At 68.8% G+C, this 21706-nt stretch carries 18 protein-coding genes; 8 read left to right on the top strand and 10 right to left on the bottom strand.

Annotated features, from left to right (window positions below; all coding sequences use genetic code 11):
- The first annotated feature begins 48 nt into the window (after nt 1–48).
- Nucleotides 49–2247, top strand: a complete 2199-nt coding sequence (recQ, locus tag JFC09_RS05975; protein WP_232483209.1) for a DNA helicase RecQ — start codon at nt 49–51, stop codon at nt 2245–2247.
- A gap of 95 nt (nt 2248–2342) precedes the next feature.
- Here recQ and JFC09_RS05980 read toward each other — a convergent pair whose 3' ends face one another.
- The 3 genes from JFC09_RS05980 to JFC09_RS05990 form a co-directional block, all read right to left on the bottom strand.
- On the bottom strand, nt 2343–3671 hold the full coding sequence (locus tag JFC09_RS05980) for a hypothetical protein (RefSeq protein WP_198393084.1): 1329 nt from the start codon (nt 3669–3671) through the stop codon (nt 2343–2345).
- 140 nt (nt 3672–3811) lie between these two features.
- Entirely contained in the window at nt 3812–5359 is a 1548-nt protein-coding gene (gene amaB / locus JFC09_RS05985; protein WP_198393085.1) for an L-piperidine-6-carboxylate dehydrogenase, read from the bottom strand.
- 67 nt (nt 5360–5426) lie between these two features.
- A complete protein-coding gene (locus JFC09_RS05990; RefSeq protein WP_332839669.1) occupies nt 5427–6584 on the bottom strand; it encodes an NAD(P)/FAD-dependent oxidoreductase in 1158 nt (385 codons plus the stop codon).
- A 141-nt stretch (nt 6585–6725) separates the two neighbouring features.
- Here JFC09_RS05990 and JFC09_RS05995 point away from each other — a divergent pair, with 141 nt between their 5' ends.
- Nucleotides 6726–7628, top strand: coding sequence for a LysR family transcriptional regulator (locus JFC09_RS05995; RefSeq protein WP_198393087.1), 903 nt, complete (start codon nt 6726–6728; stop codon nt 7626–7628).
- A gap of 114 nt (nt 7629–7742) precedes the next feature.
- On the opposite strand, the gene JFC09_RS06000 is transcribed toward JFC09_RS05995, so the two are convergent.
- The 6 genes from JFC09_RS06000 to JFC09_RS06025 all read right to left on the bottom strand — a co-directional run bounded on the left by JFC09_RS06000 (nt 7743) and on the right by JFC09_RS06025 (nt 14840).
- Nucleotides 7743–9050: a TRAP transporter large permease gene (locus tag JFC09_RS06000; protein ID WP_198393088.1), complete on the bottom strand. Its 1308-nt coding sequence runs from the start codon at nt 9048–9050 to the stop codon at nt 7743–7745.
- The gene (locus tag JFC09_RS06005) at nt 9043–9537 is read right to left on the bottom strand and encodes a TRAP transporter small permease subunit (RefSeq protein ID WP_232483210.1); all 495 of its coding nucleotides are present in this window, start codon (nt 9535–9537) and stop codon (nt 9043–9045) included. The genes JFC09_RS06000 and JFC09_RS06005 overlap by 8 nt, the downstream gene beginning before the upstream one ends.
- Nucleotides 9534–10622, bottom strand: a complete 1089-nt coding sequence (locus JFC09_RS06010) for a TRAP transporter substrate-binding protein (protein ID WP_232483211.1) — start codon at nt 10620–10622, stop codon at nt 9534–9536. Before JFC09_RS06010 ends, JFC09_RS06005 begins: the two co-directional genes overlap by 4 nt.
- A 201-nt stretch (nt 10623–10823) precedes the next feature.
- Nucleotides 10824–11990 carry an acyl-CoA dehydrogenase family protein gene (locus JFC09_RS06015; protein ID WP_198393089.1) on the bottom strand — a complete coding sequence of 389 codons (1167 nt, stop codon included), beginning with the start codon at nt 11988–11990 and terminating at the stop codon, nt 10824–10826.
- A 76-nt stretch (nt 11991–12066) separates the two neighbouring features.
- Entirely contained in the window at nt 12067–13371 is a 1305-nt protein-coding gene (locus tag JFC09_RS06020; RefSeq protein WP_198393090.1) for a CaiB/BaiF CoA transferase family protein, read from the bottom strand.
- Nucleotides 13368–14840 (bottom strand): MmgE/PrpD family protein, encoded by a 1473-nt coding sequence (locus JFC09_RS06025; RefSeq protein WP_198393091.1) that lies wholly within the window; start codon nt 14838–14840, stop codon nt 13368–13370. Before JFC09_RS06025 ends, JFC09_RS06020 begins: the two co-directional genes overlap by 4 nt.
- A 144-nt stretch (nt 14841–14984) precedes the next feature.
- On the opposite strand from JFC09_RS06025, the gene JFC09_RS06030 reads away from it, so the two are divergent.
- The 4 genes from JFC09_RS06030 to JFC09_RS06045 are packed head-to-tail and all read left to right on the top strand — an operon-like array spanning nt 14985 to nt 18858.
- On the top strand, nt 14985–15722 hold the full coding sequence (locus tag JFC09_RS06030; protein ID WP_198393092.1) for an IclR family transcriptional regulator: 738 nt from the start codon (nt 14985–14987) through the stop codon (nt 15720–15722).
- Nucleotides 15723–15765: 43 nt separating this feature from the next.
- Complete coding sequence (locus tag JFC09_RS06035) at nt 15766–17016, top strand: aspartate aminotransferase family protein (protein WP_198393093.1); 1251 nt, start codon at nt 15766–15768, stop codon at nt 17014–17016.
- Nucleotides 17009–18043 carry a phosphotransferase gene (locus tag JFC09_RS06040; protein WP_198393094.1) on the top strand — a complete coding sequence of 345 codons (1035 nt, stop codon included), beginning with the start codon at nt 17009–17011 and terminating at the stop codon, nt 18041–18043. The genes JFC09_RS06035 and JFC09_RS06040 overlap by 8 nt, the downstream gene beginning before the upstream one ends.
- Nucleotides 18040–18858 carry a hypothetical protein gene (locus tag JFC09_RS06045; RefSeq protein WP_198393095.1) on the top strand — a complete coding sequence of 273 codons (819 nt, stop codon included), beginning with the start codon at nt 18040–18042 and terminating at the stop codon, nt 18856–18858. The genes JFC09_RS06040 and JFC09_RS06045 overlap by 4 nt, the downstream gene beginning before the upstream one ends.
- 40 nt (nt 18859–18898) lie before the next feature.
- Here JFC09_RS06045 and JFC09_RS06050 read toward each other — a convergent pair whose 3' ends face one another.
- Nucleotides 18899–19717, bottom strand: a complete 819-nt coding sequence (locus tag JFC09_RS06050) for a siderophore-interacting protein (protein ID WP_198393096.1) — start codon at nt 19715–19717, stop codon at nt 18899–18901.
- A gap of 167 nt (nt 19718–19884) precedes the next feature.
- On the opposite strand from JFC09_RS06050, the gene tpx reads away from it, so the two are divergent.
- On the top strand, nt 19885–20382 hold the full coding sequence (gene tpx, locus JFC09_RS06055) for a thiol peroxidase (RefSeq protein ID WP_198393097.1): 498 nt from the start codon (nt 19885–19887) through the stop codon (nt 20380–20382).
- Nucleotides 20383–20487: 105 nt separating this feature from the next.
- The gene (locus JFC09_RS06060; protein ID WP_198393098.1) at nt 20488–21657 is read left to right on the top strand and encodes an SPFH domain-containing protein; all 1170 of its coding nucleotides are present in this window, start codon (nt 20488–20490) and stop codon (nt 21655–21657) included.
- Nucleotides 21658–21706 lie beyond the last annotated feature (49 nt).

A 21706-nucleotide genomic window follows, 5' to 3' on the forward strand; every position in this document is an offset into this window, starting at 1 on the left:
GGGACACTACGTGCGGCCGCGGTTGGAAGCGGACCTAGGGTGGAGCTTATGGAGGAACACATCAACACAGAGCAGCGCTTCGACGCACCACGGTCGTTCGGTGGGCCAGCGTATGAGGATCCTCCACGAAACGAGCCGCCTGCTCCATTCGAGCCACCGCACGAACCGCCATACGATCCGCCGCACGAACTGCCGCGCGACGAACCGCCGCACGAACTGCCGTACGACGAACCGCCTCACGACGGCGGGGCCTACTCGGACACGACCTACCCGGACGACCCGTACCACGATGTGCCTTTCGACGACGGTTACGGCGACGAACGCTACGGCGGTGCAACCCATCAACACGGTTCCTCCGCATCGACGGCGCAGGCGGCAACGACGCAGCTGTCCGATCCCACGCCCTTGGGCGTCCTCTCCGAGATCTTCGGCTACGACGAGTTCCGTGGCGAGCAGGCGGAGATCATCGATCAGATCGTGGGCGGGGGAGACGCAGTCGTCCTCATGCCGACCGGTGGCGGCAAATCCCTGTGCTATCAGATCCCCTCCATCCTCCGGGAGGGCACGGGAATCGTCGTGTCCCCGCTCATCGCCCTCATGTCCGACCAGGTGGCGGCACTGGAAGCCGTGGGGATCCGTGCGGCGTACCTGAACTCGACGCTCGAGCCACACGAAGCTCAAGCCGTCGAGCAGAGTCTGCTCGCCGGGGACATCGACCTGCTCTACATGGCGCCGGAACGACTGGTCCTCCCGCGGACACTCGACCTGCTCCGACGGGCCAGGATCGCCCTCATCGCCATCGACGAAGCGCACTGCGTGTCCCAGTGGGGCCACGACTTCCGACCTGACTACATGGGGCTGGCGGTCCTCGCAGACGCTTTCCCTGACGTCCCGCGGATCGCACTCACGGCGACGGCGACACGGGCGACCCATCGCGAGATCACTGAACGTCTACGGATGGACGACGCCAAGCACTTCGTCGCGAGCTTCGATCGTCCGAACATCCAGTACCGCATCGATCCGAAGGTCCGGCCGCGAGACCAGCTTCTGCGTCTCATCACCGCAGAGCACAGCGGTGATGCCGGAATCGTCTACTGCCTGTCCCGTAAGAGCGTGGAGACGACCGCCCAGTGGCTGAGTGATCGCGGCATCACAGCCCTGCCGTACCACGCGGGGCTCGATGCGTCAGTGCGGCATGCGCATCAGGAGCGGTTCCTCCGCGACGAAGGCATCGTCATCGTCGCGACGATCGCGTTCGGGATGGGAATCGACAAGCCAGACGTCCGATTCGTCGCCCACCTCGATCTGCCGAAGAGCATCGAGGGATACTACCAGGAGACGGGGCGGGCGGGCCGCGACGGTCTGCCGTCGACGGCATGGATGGCGTACGGGTTGGGCGACCTCGTGAACCTGCGCCGGTTCATCGACAACGGCGAAGGCAACGAGCAGTTCAAACGGAATGCGCGGTCGCACCTGGACGCGATGCTGGCACTGTGCGAAACGGTCACGTGTCGCAGAGTCCAGCTGCTGAGGTACTTCGGCCAGGAGTCCGAACCGTGCGGCAACTGCGACACCTGTATCACCCCGCCGGTCACCTGGGACGCGACAGTGCCTGCGCAGAAACTGCTGTCCGCCCTCATCCGACTGGATCGGGAACGGGGTCAGAAGTTCGGCTCCGGCCAGGTCTTCGACGTTCTGCTGGGGCGCGAGAACGACCGATCGACCCAGTCGCAGCATGACGAGCTGAGCGTGTGGGGCATCGGCAAGGAGCTCACGGAACGGCAGTGGCGGACTGTGCTGAGGCAGCTGCTTGCCCGTGGGATCGTCGAGGCCGTCGGCGACTACGGGGTGCTCGTACCGGGCTCCGAATCCGGCCCGGTGCTCCGCAGCGAGGTGACCGTCGAACTGGCAGAGGACCGGTCGCCGAGGTCGCAGTCACCCGGCCGTGGACGGCCCGGTGGTGGGGCCTCGGGCTCGGGTGGCTCCGGCGGTTCGCGGTCGCGGGCAGCGGACAGTCTGGAGACTGCGGATCGCGAGGTGTTCGACGCGCTGCGTGCGTGGCGGACTTCGGTGGCGAAGGAGAAGCAGATCCCGCCTTACATGGTGTTCTCGGACGCGACGCTGGTGGGAATCGTGGAATCGAAGCCCACGTCGATCGGGGCGCTGGGCACCGTGAGCGGCGTGGGCGCGAAGAAGCTCGCCGAATACGGGGATGCGGTGCTGGCGACGCTGGCCGACAACCAGTGAGCCGTGTGGCCATCGCCGGCTGAAAAGGCGAGCCGGTGTCGCAGTGATGTCCACGCGAGATGACGAAGCGCGGCACGACCGCCCGGGAAAGAGTCTCAGCTTTCCCAGCGGCGCTGCTCCTCCGCGTGTGTCGGCAGGTAGGCGCCGGGGGTGTACAGCGCGTCGTAGAAGTCGGTGTCGAGGTGCTGGGCCTGCAGGTAGTTCATGATCCAGACCGACGGGACCGTGCCGGGGAACTTCCCGAACGTGTCGTCGATGTAGTCGGCCTGCAGCGTCAGTAGATCGATCATCTCTTCGTCGAAGGGTGCTGCGGCACCGCGTACACCGGAGGAATCCTTCCACGGTCCGTCCGTGTCAGGGTTGAATGGCCCGCCTGCTCCGAACTTGCGTTCTGCAAGAGCTTCGACGACCGCGCGCATCGACCCGAAATGAGGGCGCGTGAAGGATTCGAAGACCCCCGCACGTCCTGTGGGGTTGGGCAGCGACCAGCGTTCGTCCTCGTCGAACCGGAACCCCAGTCCGGGCACGGCAGGATCTCCCGACGCCCCGAGCATGGACAGACGGTCGATCCCGTCGAAGCTCCACCCGCCGAGGCCGATCGCACCGAGCCCCAGATGTCCGGCATATGTAGACGACATGAGCTCGGCGCTTGCTTCGGCGAGTGAGTACTGCTCGACGAAGCTCAGCGGCTGCGGGTCGTCGTGGTGAGCCAGACGCTGAGAGTACCGCTCGAGCCCGGGGATCGGACGATCGTTGACATCGTCGTAGATCCCATACCCGTTCTGAGCGAAGAACGCGATGTTGAGGAGCGTCTGCTGAGCGAGGTCTGCCACGGGGATGACCAGCAACGAGCCGGGGTGATTGCCGATCCACGTGTTGTGTCCCTCGAAGTACGGCTGCTCGCGGGGAAGATGGATGCGGTCCCCACTGATCCGGACTGCGCGGGCGAGCAGGGCGTTGAGCGCGTCCGCGAGTCCGTCGCTGCTCGCAAACGAATCAGCGCTGAGCTGAACGTCCAATTGGTCGTCGCGGGTCGGCAGGTAGTACGTGCCGGAATCGTCCGTGAAGAAGAACTGCGTCGTGTGGAATCCGGCGGCGGAGGGGAACGTCCGGCCGATCGCTGAACCGCTGTAATTCGGGAATTGCGGCGCATACCCGGGGTGGTGGGAGATCGCGTCGTGCCATCCCGTCTGTCCGGTCACGGTGGCGAGCACGAGTGCACGCTGCAGGTCCGTCAGCGGCCGTGCTTCGCGGCGGCTCGTGAACGCGAGCGGACCACTGGGGATCGACCCGCCGACGGGGAATCGCCGTGATCGTCTGCCCGCGATCGCGGAGTACAGGGGGAACTCCGCGAGGTCACGGAGTGCGGTGCGTTCCGCGTCAGTCGGTTCGATTGCGGTGAGGCCATTCGCGAACACAGTCATGGACCAGAGCTATCACGCGGCTGGCGGGGTGGCGGTGGGCCTGTCACATATCGTCAGGCCGATACCTCACCTCACACCACCCCGCCAGCCGCTTCACGTGATGGCAAGGCCAGCCCCTCATCTCGCAGGGACTCGGCACCTCACAGGAACTCGACCCCCTGCGCCAAGGGCAGCTCGCCGGAGAAGTTGACCGTGTTGGTGGCCTGCCGCATGTAGGCCTGCCAGGAGTCCGTGCCGGATTCGCGGCCGCCGCCGGTCTCCTTGTTCCCGCCGAAGGCGCCACCGATCTCCGCGCCGGAGGTCCCGATGTTCACGTTCGCGATGCCGGTGTCGGACCCGGCGAGGAACCGCTCCGCCTCGTTCAGGTCGGAGGTGAAGACGGCGGATGACAGTCCCTGCGGCACCGCGTTGTTCAGTCTGATCGCCTCGTCGAAGTCGTCGTAGTCCACGACGTACAGGATCGGGGCGAAGGTCTCCTCGTGGACGATCTCCGTCTGCCCGGGCATGCGCACGACCGCGGGTTCCACGTAGTAGGCGTCCGGCGCCTCGGCCTCGAGGACGCGGCCACCACCGCACAGGACCTCGCCGCCCTGAGCGACCGCGGCCTCGAGTGCCGACTGCATCGCGTCGTACGCACCCCGGCCGATCAGCGGGCCCACCAGCACGCCGTCACCGGACGGGTCACCGATCGTGAGCGTCCGGTAGGCCGCGACCACCCGCTCCACGAAGCCGTCGGCGATCGAGGAGTGGACGAACAGCCGCCTCAGCGTGGTGCACCGCTGGCCCGCGGTGCCCGCGGCAGCGAAGACCACACCGCGCAGGGCGAGGTCCTCGTCCGCGCTCGGCGCGACGATCGCCGCGTTGTTCCCGCCCAGCTCCAGGAGGGTCCGCCCGAACCGTGCCGCGACACGCGGCCCCACTTCGCGGCCCATCCGCACCGAACCGGTCGCGGACACGAGGTCCACGCGCGGGTCGTCGAGGAGCACCTCGCCCACCTCACGACCGCCGACCAGCACATGGTTCACATCCGTCGACTGCCCACACTCCTCGAACGCGCGCGTGAGCAGCGCGTCGGCTCCCAGCGCGGACAGCAGTGCCAGCTCGGACGGCTTCCAGACGACCGGGTCGCCGCAGACGATCGCAAGAGCCGTGTTCCACGCGTACGGGGCGACGGGGAAGTTGAAGGCGGAGATGATGCCGACGACACCCAGTGGGTGCCAGGTCTCCATGAGCCGGTGATCGGGCCGTTCGCTGGGCAGCGTCTTGCCGAACAGCTGCCGCGACTGACCGACGGCCAGTTCGCAGATGTCGATCATCTCCTGCACCTCACCGGCGGCCTCGGACGGGGTCTTCCCCGCCTCGACCGTCACGAGCGCGGCAAGATCGGTCTTGTGCTCCTCGAGCAGCTGCCCCCACCGCTGGACGACCCTCCCGCGCACCGGTGCCGGGACGGCCCGCCACTCCTGGAACGCGGCCTGCGCCCGCCCGATCTTGTCCTGCGCGGTCTCAGCCGTGTCCGCCGTCGCCCAGCCCAGCTCCTGCCCCGTGATCGGGCTGCGCAGGTGGACCCCCGTCGCCGAGGTCCCGGCCGCGATCGCGTCGAGGTCCAGTCCGCAGCCGGCCAGGCCGGACCGGGTGAGTTCACGGATCTCGTCGTGTGTGGGAAGCGTCTGCGTGGATTGCGTCATTGTGTCTCCTTCTCGTGTGTGAGGCTTCTTGTCTGTGTTACCCGGATGACCCGTGTGCATTCGCGGTCTAGACGATCGTGAGCTCCTTGCGGAGGTCGCCGGCAGCGAACCGATCGAGACTCAGACCGCTCACGTCGACGAACGGGGTGCGGCCAAGGACCAGGTCCCGCATCACCTCGCCCACGGCCGGCCCCTGGAGGAAGCCGTGACCGGAGAACCCGCACGCGTAGTGGAAGCCCTCCACCTCCTGCGAACTGCCGATCAGCGCGTTGTGATCCGGTGTCACCTCGTAGAGGCCCGCCCACCCGGCACGGACCTCGACGTCCGACAGCTGCGGAGCGCGCGTCTCGATGAGATCGCACAGGTGCTCCAGCCAGGCAGGGTCCCTGTGCACGTCGAACTCCCACGTGTCCTCCTTCTCCGGAGCACCCATGAGGAGCCCGTCGCCCTCCGAATGGAAGTAGAAGGACGATGAGAAGTCGATCGTGAACGGAATGGCGCGCGCATCGAAGTCGACCGGCTCCGTGACAGCCACGTGCCGCTTGAGAGGACGGATGGGCAGGTCGACGCCCACCATCCTGCCGACTGACGCAGACCACACACCCGCGGCGCAGATGACATGGCTCGTCTCGACACGCGTCGTCGTACCCCTCACCACCGTCACTGCGGTGACCCGGCCGTCCACGACCTCGATGTCCGTCGCCTCGGCCTTCGTCGCGATGACGGCACCCGCCCGCCGAGCCTCACAGGCGAACGCGGCGACCGCCGCCTCGGGCGTGCAATGCGCATCGTCGGGATTGAAGACCGCGGCGACCAGGCCGTCGGGGGAGACGACTGGCGACAGCTCGCACGCCTCGGCGACGGTGAGCATCCGCGTGCGCAGGCCCAGCGAGTTCTGCAGGGCGACGTCGCGCTCGAAGCGCGTGACGTCCTCCTCCTCGCTCAGAAGGAACAGGTAGCCGGTGCGCAGCAGGTCGAGTGCGTGACCGCGCTCCTCCTGCAGCCACGCGAAGGTCTCGAGGCTGCGCGCTCCCAGACGGATGTTCGCCTCGTCGGAGAACTGGCTGCGCAGTCCGCCGGCGGCCTTCGACGTCGACCCCGATCCCAGGTCGGATCGTTCGACCACGAGGACGCTCTTGCCCTCCTTCGCCAGTTCGTAGGCACTGGCGAGGCCCATGATCCCGCCGCCGATGACGACGGCGTCCGCAGTCCGTGGAATATCCACACGTACCCCCTCACTCGTCAGCCCCATTGCGGAGTGTGAAGTGGATCTCCTGTCCCTCTCAGTCTCGCCGCGCCGCACCCTTCACACAAGCGACAGAACGTGACAGCATCCATTAGTGAAGCTGAACGGCAAAGGAGCCTCATGCAGTGGACTCTCGCGCAGCTGCGCACTTTCTCCGCGGTCGCGGAACTCGGGACGATGACCGCTGCTGCACGCGTGCTGGGCTATACGCCGGGAGCGGTGAGCCAGCACATGACCGCGCTCCAGCGCACCGTCGGCGTGCGACTGCTGGCCCCCACGGGGCGCCGAGTCGCACTCACCGAGGCCGGCATCGCCCTCCTGCCCCGCATCCGCACGCTGCTCGCGGCGGAGGCCCAGGCCGCCGAGGTCGTCGCCGGGGGCCAGCCGACCGGGCGCCTGCCGGTGACGGTCGGGGTGTTCGGCTCGGCATCCGTCGTCGCGATCGCACCCGCGAAGAGGCTGCTCGCCCACTCCGACGTCGAACTGCGTGCGCGCGAGGTCGACGTCGAGCACATGCAGGATGCGGTGGTCTCCGGGCGGATCGACGTGGGGATCGGCATCGACTACCCGTCCTCACCACTGGCACCCCAGCGCGGTGTGCGGATGCGTGTGCTGCGGGAGGAGGCGTTCCACATCGTGCGGGCCTGCGGTGAGGGTGATGCGCCTGGCGCTGGTCAGGTGGCCGACGTCGAGCGGCTGGGGGAAGCATCGTGGATCCTGCCGCCGGGGGAGTCCCGGTTCGGGCGGGCGGTGCGGTTCGCCCTCGCGGAGCGGGGCATCGCTGCGCGGGAGACGCACATCGTCGTCGACAGCGCGGTGACGCTCGCACTCGTCGCCGCGGAGGTCGGGCTCAGCCTCGCGACCGACACGATGCTGGCACTTGCACCGGTACCGGTGGAACGCGTCCCGGCCAGTGCGTGCGGTGCGCGGAGGATCGTCGCGCTCACCCGGTCGGAGCTCGACGAGCAGCCGGGCGTCGTCGCCACGGTCGACGCGCTGGCACGGGTGTTCCAGCGCGACTGAGGGGCAGCGGGAATCCCGCTGCCCCTCAGTGCTCTGGATCTTCGGACTGTGTGTCTCAGGTCTGTGCCGTCTCCGGCAGAGACCGGTCCGTTCTACGCCGCTGCGACGGTCTTCCTACGTCGCCGTGATGGACGGGAACCATGTGGCGATCTCCGGCACGAACACCATGAGGACGACCAGGCCGAACTCGATCGCGAGGTACGGCAGGGCACCTCGGATGATCGAGCCGATGTCCACCTGCGGGACCACCGACTTCATCGCGTACAGGTTCAGCCCGACCGGCGGGGTGATGACCGCGGTCTCCAGCGTCACGACGAGGATGACACCCACCCACAGCGGGTCGTACCCCAGAGCCGTGAGGATCGGCAGGAGGATCGGCGTGATGACCAGCATGAGCGAGGCTGCGTCGATGAGGCAGCCCAGTGCCATGACGATGACCAGCAGGATGATGACGATGACCGACGGCGGGATCGTCAGCTCGCTCACGAAGGAGGTGAGCGCCTCGGCGGCACGCACGACCACCAGCATCTGGGTGAACACGAAAGCGGAGCCCACGATGATGAGCAGCGAACCGGAGATCTGCGTCGTGTGCACGAGGATCTTCTTGATGTTCGCCCAGCTGAGCGCCCGATCGAAGATGCCGACGACCAGGAAGGCGCCGATCGCGCCGATCGCGGCGGCCTCCGTCGCGGTCGCGATGCCGGTGTAGATCGAGCCCAGCACGATGATGATGAGGATGAGCGCGGGCGCCACCTTCACCAGCGCATCGGTGCGGTCCTTCCACGTGATGCCCTCGTCCGCCCGGGGAGCGAGCTCCGGCTTGAGGGATGCCATCGTGATGACGAACAGCGCCATGAGCGTCGCCAGCAGGAGGCCGGGGACGATGCCGCCTGCGAACAGCGCACCGATGCTCACACCGGAGACCGACGAGTACAGGATGAACATGAGGCTGGGCGGGATGAGCATCGCCAGCGCGCCGGACGCCACGACGGCACCGGTCGCGAAGCTCGGACGGTAGCCGCGATCGAGCATCTCCGGCACGGACATGCGGCCCACGACGGTGACGGCGGAGAGGCTCACACCGGACAGCGCCCCGAAGACGGTCGAGGAGCCCACTGCCGTGACACCCAGGCCGCCCGGCAGTCGACCCAGCCATGTGTGTGCGAAGCGGAAGATCGCACGCCCCAGCCCGCCCACTGCGAGGATCTCACCCATGAGGATGTACATGGGGGCTGCGACGAGCGCGTAGCTCTCCAGCTGGCTCACGAACGCGATGGGGATCTGCTCGATGCCGCGCGGGCCCTCGAGCAGGAGGAGCCCCAGCAGTCCGGACGATCCGAGCGCGATGAAGATCGGCGTGCGGAGGTAGACGAGGACCAGCAGCAGCACGATGGCCGTGCTCACGGCGAGGACGTCAAGCATCGTCGCCTCCCTGCCGCTTGAGGATGAAGCGCAGGAGCGTCATGACCGCCGCCAGGAGCAGTCCCAGGGCCACGAGCGCGTACCCGATCCAGATGGGCATGTTGAAGGTCCCCGCTGTCCGCATCCCCGCCGTGAGGAAGTGGACGGAGGTGAGGGCCGCTGCGGTGCCGGACACGCCGCAGAATACGAACGTCGCGACGAGCGTGATGACGTCGGCGATGGCGGTCTGCCGGGGGCCGAATCCGCGGTAGAAGAGGTCCATGCCGATGTGGCCGTCCTCCGCCTCGAGGTCCGGCACGGTGAGCATGACGATCGCGACGAGCCCCACCATGGAGATCGTGATCGACCATTCGAGCGGCTGCGCGAAGACGTATCGCATGAGGACGTCGTAGCCGGTGATGAGCATGACGGCCAGGACGACGAACGCCGATGCCATGCGCAGTGCCTGAGTCACCCTGCGCAGAGTGGTGAAGGTGCTGAGCATCATGCCTCCTTCACGTACTGCAGTGCGCGTTCGGCGAGTTCGGTGTCGCCGACCTTGTCGATCCACCAGTCGACGACCTCGCTGGTGGCCTCACGGAACGCGTCGACCTCGTGGTCGTCGAGGTCGACGATCTCCATGGGGGAGTCCTCGACCAGCGGGAGGTAGTCGTCCTCGTACACCTGGAACTGGATGTCGGTGCCCTCCTGGGCGTAGATGGCGCCGGCGTCGTGGAGCGCCCCCTGGACGGCGGGCGAGGTGTCGTCGAACCACGCCGTGTTCGCGTAGGCGTCGACGCTGTAGGCGCCGAAGTGGGCGCGGGTCCCATACTTCACGACGGTCTCCAGACCGCGGGAGACGATCGTGCCGAGGTAGGACACCATCCCGTCGATGGTGCCGCGCTCCAGCGCCTCGTACAGCTCTGCGGACGACATGGAGACGGGGGCACCGCCCAGGGCCTTCACCATCTCGCCCTCGACGTGGCCGGCCGTGCGGATGCGGAGTCCCCGCAGATCGCCGGGTTCGGTCACCGGGCGGTCGACGGTGAAGAGCCACTGCTCGGTGCACGGCATCGCACCGATGCTCGTCATCCCCTGGGGGCGCAGCCCCTTGTCGATGAGCTCCATGAGTGGGGAGTCGGGCGCGAGTGCGCGGCGCATCTGCTCGAAGCCGTCGTTGACGAACGGAAGCTCCGCGGCGCCCAGGATCGGGAAGCTCGCAGAGACGTAGCTGGACGTCTGGAAGCCCACGTCCGTGACGCCGCGCAGCATGCCGGGGACCAGCTGCTCCGCGTTCAGGAGGGCGCCGGAATCGAAGAAGTCGACGATGTCGTCGCCCAGTTCGGTGTTCAGCACGTCGTTGAATCTCTGGATGCCGGGGTAGAGGTCGGTGTAGCCGGGGGTGATGTAGGTGGCGACGCGCAGGGCTCCGTCGGGGCGGAGCCCGTTCTCGGATGCGCCGGGGGCGCAGCCGCCCGTCGCCAGCAGGGGTGCTGCCGCCGCCAGGGTCAGCAGCGACCGGCGGCTGAGCGGCCCGCGCGCGGGTGCTCCGCCGATGCGGGCCGCTCCCGGCGGGAACGTGATCGGTGTCATGGGACCGGATTCCTCATGGAAGGGGAGTGGTGCGATGTCAGGCTGCGAGGCGTCGAAGCCTCGACGTTCTCCGCGCTCGGAGGGATGGCCCGAGCGAGGGTGCCGTGCGCACGGATGGACCCGGGGATGGGGGCCCACCCGTGCGTGCTGGTGCGAGCACGCCGGTGTCGGAGCACCGGCGCGGGGTGTCGGAGTCCGGTGTCAGAACGACCGGGGCATGCCCAGGACGTGCTGGCCGACGAACGACAGGATGAGGTTCGTGGAGATCGGCGCGATCTGGTAGAGGCGCGTCTCACGGAACTTCCGCTCGATATTGTATTCCTGCGTCATCCCGAAGCCGCCGTGGGTCTGCAGACACGTGTCGGCAGCCTGCCAGGAGGCCTCGGACGCGAGCATCTTCGCCATGTTGGCCTCGGCCCCGCACGGCTTGCCCGCGTCGAAGAGGTCGGCGGCCTTCCAGCGCATGAGGTCGGCCGCCTCGAGCTGGACGTGGGCGCGGGCGATGGGGAACTGGATCCCCTGGTTCGCGCCGATCGGCCGGTTGAAGACGACGCGCTCCTTCGAGTACTCGACCGCGCGGTCGGTGAACCAGTTGCCGTCGCCGATGCATTCGCTCGCGATGAGGATGCGTTCCGCGTTCATGCCGGTGAGTATGTACTTGAAGCCCTTCCCCTCCTCACCGATCAGCGAGGACGCGGGGATGCGCATGTCGTCGAAGAACAGCTCCGTCGTGGAGTGGTTGATCATCGTCTTGATGGGGCGCACCGTGAGGCCGGGCAGGTCGCGGATGTCGATGAGGAACATCGACAGGCCTTCAGACTTCTTCTTCACCTGGTCGAGCGGCGTGGTGCGGGCCAGGAGCAGCATGAGGTCGGACTGCTGGACGCGGGAGATGAAGACCTTCTGGCCGTTGACGACGTACTCGTCGCCGTCGCGGACCGCGGTGGTCGTGAGGCTCGTCGTGTCCGTTCCCGCACCCGGTTCGGTCACGCCGAACGCCTGGAGGCGCAGCTCGCCGGAGGCGATCTTCGGCAGGTACTGCTTCTTCTGCTCGTCGCTGCCGTGGTGCAGGACAGCATTCATCGTGTAGAGCTGCGCGTGGACGGCTCCGGAGTTCGCGCCGTTGTAGTTGATCTGCTCGAGGATCGCCGACCCGTCACCCAGGCCCAGGCCCAGACCGCCGTACTCCTCGGGGATGAGGGCACCCAGTGCGCCGGTGCCGGTGAGCGCCTGGACGAAGGCCTCCGGGTAGGCGTCCTCCGCGTCGACCTGCTGCCAGTAGGTGTCCGGGAAGTCCTTGCAGATCTGGTCGACGAGCCCGCGCAGGTCCTTGCGGGTCTCGGTCTCCTCGTACGTGTTGATGCTCATGGGGGCGGCTCCTTCGCTGTGCGGGATCGGGGTAGGGGTCGGGACGAGAGGGGGCAGTGTGGGGCGAGGTTCGGGATCAGGGTCGGGTCGGGGCGGTGTGACGGCGGAGTGAGGTCCGCGAGTGGTCAGGGGTCGGGGGCGGACTCGTCGAACCACCTGAGGTATCGTCCAGCCAGCTGAGGACCGAGGTGGTGTGCTCGCCCAGCGCGGGCACCGCTCCGAAGTCGTCTCCGGTGCCGGGGACCGTCCACGGGGGTCGGAGGGTCTCTGCGGTGCCGCCCGGGTGAGGGGTGTCGATCCAGCGGTCGCGGGCGCGCAGCTGTTCGTGGTCCCTCAGTGCGCTGATGCTGTTGAGGCGGGCGACTGCGATATCCGCCTGCTCGAGCAGCTCCCGGGCCTCCTCGGTGGTGAAGGCGGACAGGCGGTCCTCGATGAGGGCCTCGAGTGCGTTCGCGTGGGCGACCCGGCTGGGCTGGTCGACGTAGAGCGGGTCGTCCGCGAGTGCGGGATCGCCCAGCACGGTGTCGCACAGCCTGCGCCATTCCCGGTCGTTCTGCACCGCGAAGAGGATCCGCCCGCCGTCTCCGGTCGCGAACGCGCCGTAGGGGGCGATGGTCGCGTGGGAGGTGCCGCGTCGCAGGGGCGCGGCTCCCGAGTGGACGGCGTAGTGGAAGGGGTAGCTCACCCATTCGGCCAGCGCTTCGAGCATCGAGATCTTCACCGGCAGCGCTTCGCAGAACCGCAGGCGGTGGTGCAGGGCGGCGAGGATCGACGAGTACGCGTAGGTACCGGCGGCGATGTCCGCGATGGAGGTGCCGACCTTTGCCTGCACGTCGCCGTCGCCGGTGAGGTCGATGAGGCCGGACTCTCCCTGCACCAGCAGGTCGTAGGCCTTCGCGGTCGCCATCGGCCCGTCCTCGCCGTAGCCGGAGATCCCGCATGCGATGAGGTGGGGGTGCCTCTCCTGCACCGCGTCGGGGTCCAGTCCGGCCCGGCGTGCGGCGGCCGGGGACAGGTTCTGGAGGAAGACGTCCGCCCGCTGCAGCAGCTGCTCCAGCCGGGCTCGCCCTTCGTCGTCCTTGAGGTCGAGCACCACGGACTCCTTGCCGCGCCCCAGCCACAGGAATGCTGACGAGGTGCCGTCGACGTGCTCGTCGTACGCGCGGGCGAAATCGCCGCCACCGGGACGCTCCACCTTGATGACGCGCGCCCCCAGGTCCGCGAGCTGGCGCGACGCGAACGGGGCCGCGACCGCCTGCTCGAGGGCCACGACGACGATGCCGTCGAGGGGACGGCGCAACCCCTCCGCCGCCGAGGTGGTGGTCGGCTGGGGCGACCCCGCTGCGGGGCCGGTGGTCGCCGCTGAGGTCGTGGAGCTCATCGGGTCGCTCCCTCTGGTGTGCCGGTGTTCGGGGTGGCTGTGGCCGGTGTGCGTGTGGCGAGGACGTCGGCGATGAGTGTCGCGACGTCGGTGATCGAGCCCTGATCGGCGATCGACACGAGAGCGTGGAACAGAGCGTCCGACTCACCGGCCGACGGGATCCCCGCTTCGGCCAGGCAGTCGTCGAACTTCGTCCGCAGAGTCGCTTCGTCGACCGGGTGCGTCGCGTGTCCGCGCGGTCGATCGACGCGGCGGTTCACGGTGCGACCGTCGTCGGTGGTCGCGACGACAACGGCGTACCCCGCGTTCCAGGTGGGGGATCCCAGGGGCGGGACCTCGGCCTCGGTCGCGGTGACCCGCGTGAGGAGGTGACGGAGGTCGGGACGGGCGACGGCCTCGGCGGTGAACGCTGACAGGGTGACCTCTCCGTCAGTGAGCATCGCGGCGAGGACGAACTCCATGCTGAACTTCGCCTGCGTGCCGTCGACCGGTCGGGGGTGGATGAGCGGCGCCAGCCCTCCCGGCTGGACCGTGACGTGGACGGATGCGAGCGCGCCGGACGAGAGCGCCGCGGGGTCGACGCCGGCGGTGAGCAGGTCCTCCCGGACCTCGCGGGCGGCGTCCGCGGCGGCGTGCGTGTAGTAGCAGCACGGGTAGAGCTTCACGTTGAGGAACGGCACTGCGAGACCCGCGTCGCCCGCGTCCGGCGGGCCGCCCGCGCCCGTGCTCGGCTGTGAAGCAGCGGGCCCGCGGTGGAGCGCGAGGAAGCCGAGGGGGCCGTCGAGCAGGTCATCGTCCGCTGTGAAGCCCTGCTCCGCGAGGGTCGCCGCGAGCACCGCGCTGTGCGCGGCCTGGCCCGCGTGCAGCGGCTTCGTCATCGATCCGAAGTTCTGGCGGCTGCCCTGCGCCAGGGAGCCCGCGATGCCCAGCGCGGCGCGCATCTGCGGGGCGTCTGCGCCCAGGAGCGATCCGACAGCGGCCGTCGCCGCCACGGTGCCGAGAGTGCTGGTGGTGTGCCAACCGGCCTCGTAATGCGGACGGACACCCAGCTCCGCACCCAGGGTGCGGCCGACCGCGAGCCCACGGTGGAAGGCGGTGACGACCTCGGCGCCGGACGCGCCGCGTGCAGCACCGACCGCCAACAGGGCGGGGACCATCACGGCGGACGGGTGGCTGATCGTCGCGTCGTCGACGTCGTCGTAGTCGAGGGCGTGGGCCGCGAGCCCGGTGGCGCGCGCGGCATCGGCAGGGGGAGAAGAGGTGTCGAAGGGGGCATGGCCAGTCGCACGACTGTACGCGGTCACGGCGGGATCGGGGGTGCCTGCGAGAGCGCAGCCGACGGTGTCGGCGAACGCGATGCCTGCGGCGCGGGCAGCATCGGCCGGTGCGGGAGGGGCCCACCCCGTCGCGATGTCGACGAGTCGTTCGGTCACGGCGGCGCCCGCGGGGAGGGGCTCGTGCGATATCACGTGAGCGACGCTCCTTCGAACGGTGAGGCTCTCGATATGCGAGCGGAACCACTCGTGCGGTCCGCAGAGTGGACCGGCGGTCCATTCCTTAGGTAATCTAGGTCTCGTCGCCGTCCACGTCAAACCGATCGGAGCCCGCCCCTCATGTCCCAGCCGATCCAGAGCGTCCTCAACGCCTTCTCCGTGCTGGAGGCCGTCGCCGGGAACCAGCCCGTCGGACTGTCGGAGACCGCCCGGCTCACCGGGCTGGCGAAGACGACGGTCCTGCGTTGCCTCCTCACGCTGCAGGAGGTCGGATGGCTCCTGCCCAGCTCCGACGGCCGCTCCGAATGGTCGCTCACGAACAAATCGCTGCTCATGGGGATGCGTTCAGCACCCGCCGGTGACCTCGCGACGCTCGTCCAGGGTGAGCTCAACACGATCCGGGAGACGGTGGGGGAGACCGTCCACCTGCTCGTGCGCGACGCGGACGCCCAGGTGGTCGTGTCCCGTGCGGACGGCGTGAACGCGATCCGCACCTATCTGGCGCTCGGCACCCGGGTGCCGTTCCACAGCACCGCCTCCGGACGCGCCATGCTCGCAGCCATGCCGGCCGATCAGCGGGCACGCATCCTCGATGCGGAAGCGGGCCAGTCGGACTTCGACCGGGAGGAGGTGGAGAGGCACGTGACCGCCGCGATCACGCGCGGGTACGCGATCAACTACGGCGAATGGCGCGACGAGGTGGGCGGCGTGGGCATCGTCGTGTTCGGGGGGACGGGCGAACTGCGGGCGGCGATCTCCGTGTCCCTGCCTGCAGCGCGACTCGAGGAGATCGGTGCCGAGTCCGTCGCGGACATCCTGCTCGCCTCCCAGCGGAGACTGTCCCAGATCCTGCGGTGAAGGCCGCCCGGGGTCCTCCGGTGCGGGGTGACAGACTGGTCCCATGAGCGATGACGCACTCCCGCGCCGGGCGGGCACCTACCGCACGTTCTACGCCGAACCGATCCGCGTGGCCTCAGCGCACGGCTGCACGATCACGGACGTCCACGGCGTCGACCACCTGGACGCGTACAACAACGTTCCCGTGCTCGGCCACTCGCACCCCGGCATCGCGGCCGCTGTCCATGCGGAGCTGCTGCGGGTGAACACCCACACCCGCTACGTCGACGAGCACGTCGACGACTACGCCGCGGACCTGCTCGCGCTCCTGCCGCAGCACATCGAGGACGTCGTGTTCACGTGCTCCGGTTCGGAGGCGAACGACCTGGCCCTCCAAGTGGCCGCGTACACGTCGATGGCGACGGGCGTGATCGTGGCGCGGCGGGCCTACCACGGCACGACGAGCGCCACCGCCGCCATCTCGCCCAGCCTCAGCCCCGCACCGCGCGACCACGTCGTCCCCGTCGACATCCCGTCCGCGTCCGCCCCGGACTTCGAAGCGCAGCTGGCAGCCCGTGTCCGTGCCGCGGCGGCGGAACTGGATCGCCGAGGCCACGGGACCGCGGCCCTCGTCCTCGACACGACGATGACGTCCGAGGGGATCGTCGCCGGCGAGCACGTCCGACTCCCCGCCGTCATCGACGCCGTCCACGACGCGGGCGGCCTCTTCATCGCGGACGAGGTCCAGGCCGGCTTCTACCGCACCGGCGCCTGGTGGGGCTTCGAAGCGCTGGGCGTCGCACCCGACCTCGTGACCTTCGGCAAGCCCATGGGTGGCGGGATGCCCGTCGCCGCGGTCGCCGGCCCCCGCGTCGTCTTCAGCGACTTCGGTGCCTCCCAGCGGTACTTCAACACCTTCGCCGGCACCCCCGCACCCCTGGCTGCGGCGCACACCGTGCTGCGGACGCTGCGGGACGGAGGGTTCGGTGAGAGGGTGCCGGAAGCCGGCAGGCGCCTCGGCGGCGGTCTCACCGAGGTCCTCGCCGCCGAGGGCATCGAGGCGGAGGTGCGGCGTGCCGGACTCATGGTGGGCATCGACCTGCGGCCCGCGGTCGGTGGCGACGAGAGGCGGGCAGGGGAGCTGGCGGCCGCGCTCGTCGAGGCGATGCGCGCGCGGCGGGTCCTCGTGAGCCGCACAGGCCCCGGCGACGCGGTCCTCAAGATCCGGCCGCCGCTGGTCATCACGGACGCAGAGATCGACCGACTCGTCGACGCGCTCCGCGGGTCGCTGGGGGACGTAGGCGCCGGTGGATGACACCTCGATGGCCTGCGAGCACGCGCTGCAGGCGACGATCCTCGAGGCCGTCTCACGCGAGTACGGACTGCAGCCCCTCGACGTGCGGATCTTCAAGGGCGAGTACGACCGGAACATCCGCATCACCGACCCCGTGCGCGGGACCTGGCTCATCAAGGTGAGCGACGCGCGCACACCTGCTGTCGCGCTCGACTGGCAGGAGACGGTCCTGGCGGCCGCCGCAGGGTCGGGGGTCGCAGGCGGGCCGGCTGCCGCGGCCGTGCCGGGCGTCGCGACACCGCACCTCCTCCTCACGACGTCGAGTGACCTTCGGATCGAGGTCGTGCACGGCGGCGAGACCTACCGCGTGCGGCTCGTCAGCTGGATCGCGGGCGACCTGCTCTCCGCGCGGACCGACGTGCCGCGGGGCGTCTACGTGGCGCTGGGCGGGGTGTCCGCGCAGCTCACCGCCGCGTTCGCCCCTCTGGAACCGCCGGAGGACCTGCCGGAGCACGCGTGGCTCGCACAGCGCGGCACCCGGGAGATCCGTTCCGCCCTCGCCCGGCTGCCGACGGACGGGCGCACCCGCGCCGTCGCCGAGGTCGCCGCCCACTTCGAGCACCAGCACGCCTCCCGTATGGCTAGGGTCCCCTGGGGCGTCGTCCACCACGACCTCCACGACGACAACGTCGTGGTCGCAGGGAATGACTCGATGGCACTGGTGGGAGTCATCGACTTCAACGATGCGCACTCGGCACCGCTCGTGGCGGATCCTGCGATCGCAGCGGCCTACGCGACGCTTCGGGCGGAGGACCCCCTCGACCGCATCGCTGCGGTCGTCGAAGGATACGAGCAGCACCGGGCGCTGACCGACGACGAGCACGCGCTCATCCGACCACTCGCCCTGCTGCGGCTGTGCACCAACTGGTCCGTATGGTCTGCGCGCGCCGCAACCGCAGCGGACCCCGCGTATGCGCTGCACCGGTCCCGCCACACATGGACCGCGGTGGACGCACTGCTCGGTGAAGGTCGTATTCTCGGACCATGAAGCGCATCCTTCCCGGCCTCGCCATCTGCGCGGCACTGGCCGCCGTCGTCGGCTGCCAGCAGGGCACCGAACTCGACAGCGATCCGACCCCACTGGAGATCGAGGCGCCGGAGATGGATCCGGATGCAGCGGCCTCGGCGTCCGCAACCGCCTCGGCACAGGCAGAGGCCGCAGACCAGAAGGCCGCGGAGAACGCGGTGGGTGTGAGCGGGACGCTCCGCCTGTCCGACACGGAGAGTGCCGTGATCTCGGCAGTGACGAACATGTTCGACGCCCAACCGGCCGACGGCGGGATCACGGTGACCGCACGTTCGACTGTGACGCTGGAGAACCGTTCGCTCACCGGTGACCTGCCCTCCGGTGCGTTCCCGGAGCCGGCGGCGGCCGTCGTCCCCCTCTGGCGGGCGGATTCCCCCGTCTGCGGGATCGCGGGCGGTGACGAGGATCAGCGGGTCGTCGAGGAGATCGGCGACGGCAGCGACGGCGGGGCGGATGCGATCGGCTGTCACGGCGTGGTCCCTGTCCTCGGCGTCACGCAGGACATCGAGAACGAGGAGAGGGGGACCATGGGCGCGGTCGAGAGTGTCCCCGCCGTGACGGGGGAGGAGGCGATCCCGGTCGACGAGGACGTGGACGCGCTCGTCGACGCGATGGCACGGCCCGACGGGTGGGCGCTCGTGACGACCGTCGACGTGGAGAACGCCGTGGGGAGCCACGTGTACCTGAACGCGTCGTGCGACCTCGTGGGATCCGCGCTGGGGGCCAGCGGGAGCGCCACCGTCCTGTCGACGGAGGAGCTGCCCGGCTGCGGGTGAGTCGTCCGACCCGGAGTGCCGACCTCAGTCGATCTTGTCCTCAGTCGATCTTGCCGACCGGCTCCCGCTTCTCCGACTGGAAGCGGTCCTCGTTGCGCCCGTACGCCCAGTAGCCGGAGATGGAGATCTGGTCGCGCGGGACCTCACGCTCCTTGAGCAGGGCCCTCACGCGCTTGATCGACTCGCGCTCACCATGCGCGAAGACGTGCACGCGCCCGTCCGGCCACGTGCGTGACTGCATCGTCGTCGCGAGCAGGTCCGTCGCCGCGCCGCCCTCCGACCCGACGGCCCAGACGATCTCCACGCCCGCCGGTGCCGTGAGGTCGATCCGATCACCGTCCTCGTCGACGACGAGGAACGCGTATCCGCGAGCGTCTGCGGGCAGGGCCTCGAGCGCGGCGCCTACCGCGGGCAGGGCCGAGAGGTCGCCGGCGAGCAGGTGCCAGTCCGCAGTGGGGTCCGGGCTGTACGTTCCGCCCGGGCCCATGAAGACGATCGGGTCGCCGGGCTGGGCGTCGCGCGCCCAGGGCGCGGCGAGCCCCTCGTCCCCGTGGACCACGAAATCGAGGGTGAGTGTCCCGGCGGTCTCATCGACCTCGCGCACGGTGTACGTGCGGGTGACGGGGATGTCCTCGCGGGGAAGGGTCTCGCGCAGGTGCGCGAGGTCGTACGGGGGCTCCAGCCCCAGCTCCGGCTTCGCGAACACGATCTTCACGTACGCATCGATGCTCGGGGGCGTGGGGAACGTCGAGAATCCGGGACCGCCGACCACGAGCCGCACGAGCGAGGGCGAGAGCTGGCTGCGCTCGACGACCTCCATCACGTGCTGGGGGCGAGGGGGACGCGGACGGTCCGTCATAGATGTGTGTCCTTTCAGAACGATAGCGGGTGGGCATCTCCTCCGACCCTATCCCACTGAAGTTAGTGTGCCCTAACCTGGGTGCGCTTCCGTTCCTCCAGAGACGGCCCGGTCCACAGACTGGGCAGTCAGTTGCCGGAGCCCTGGGCATGGGTGAGGATGACGGCATGGCTGATATCGCATTCCGTGGAACCCCCGTCCAGACCAGCGGCGACCTTCCCGCCGTCGGTGACACCGCACCCTCCTTCACGCTCGTAGGGCACGACCTCTCCGACCTCACGTCCGCCGGGCTGTCCGGCCAGCGCGTCGTGCTCAACATCTTCCCGAGCGTCGACACCGGTGTGTGCGCCGCGAGTGTGCGAGCGTTCAACGAGCGCGCGGCGGGCCTGGAGAACACCACGGTGGTCTGCGTGTCGAAGGACCTCCCGTTCGCACAGGCACGCTTCTGCGGTGCCGAAGGCATCGACAAGGTGACGATGGGCTCCGCGTTCCGTTCGGACTTCGGCGCCGACTACGGCCTCCTGCAGACGAACGGGCCGCTTGAAGGACTGCTGGCGCGTGCTGTCGTCGTCCTCGACGCACAGGGTTCGGTCGTGTACACCCAGCTCGTCCCCGAGATCGGCGAGGAGCCGGACTACGACGCAGCGGTCGCAGCTCTGGGATGAAGACCGACGGCTGACGGATCCGAGGGCTGATGCCCATGGGGTGGGGTGTGCATCTCCTATAGGCTGGGAGTGAACGCGCACCCCACTCCACGAGGAGCATTGGTCATGGAAGCAGCACTCGGGTTGGGCGTTGGGGCCATCGTCCTCATCGTCGCCCTCATCATCGTCGCGGCACTTCTCTTCGGCGGTCTTCGCACGTCGATCTTCTTCACCGTGCGGACACAGGAGAACGTGATCGTCGAACGGTTCGGCAAATTCAAGAAGGTGGCGCGGCCGGGCCTCAACACCAAGGCGCCCTTCATCGAGACGACCACCAAGCCGATCTCTCTGCGTGTCCAGCAGCTGGGTGTCGACATCGAATCGAAGACGAAGGACAACGTCTTCGTCAACGTCCCCGTCGCCGTCCAGTACGTGGTGGGCGAGGACAGTGTCGTCGAGGCGTACTACCGTCTGGCGAACCCGGAGGAGCAGATCCGGTCGTACGTGTTCGACACCGTGCGCTCCGCACTGTCGTCGCTCACACTCGACTCCGCCTTCGAATCGAAGGACGACATCGCGTACAACGTCGAGCAGCGTCTGTCCCAGTCGATGGCCGCCTACGGCTTCCGCATCGTCAACACGCTCGTGACGGACATCTCGCCGGACTCCCGTGTCCGCGACTCGATGAACTCGATCAACGCCGCCCAGCGCGACCGCGTCGCGGCGCAGTCGCTCGCAGAGGCAGACAAGATCAAGCGTGTCACCCAGGCGGAAGCGGACGCGGAAGCGATGCGTCTGCACGGTGAAGGTGTCGCCGCACAGCGGAAGGCGATCGCGGACGGCATCGCCGTGCAGTACGAGCGTCTCAGCGAAGTGGGCATCAGCGATTCCGCTGAGCAGCTGCTCATGATGACGCAGTACTTCGATGCGATGCAGGAGGTGTCCCGCAGCGGACGCTCGAACGTCCTCTTCATGCCGTCGAACCCCGGCGGGATGGGCGAGATGATGGGCGAGATCCGCAACACCCTGTTCTCCGCCCAGGCCAACGATCGTGGAATCGAAGGCGCGGAGGAGGATGCTCGCCGCAGCGCGGACGCGGAGACGCGACGCGCACGACAGGCGGCGCAGCAGGAGCAGCGCGCCCAGGAGCGGGTGGCACAGCACGCCTCGCGCAGGCAGGGCACCGCAGAGAACACCGGTGGAGCGATGTCCCAGGCGGACAACCTCGCGAACCGCGCGCAGCAGTGGGTGCAGAATCAGCGCGGCGTCCCACCGCAGCCACCTCACCAGCCGTGATTCACACAGCGTGATGCGCTCGGACCGGTGACGGGTGGGCCGGGTCCTC

This window comes from Brevibacterium yomogidense, assembly GCF_016107685.1.
Taxonomy (GTDB): Bacteria; Actinomycetota; Actinomycetes; order Actinomycetales; family Brevibacteriaceae; genus Brevibacterium; species Brevibacterium yomogidense.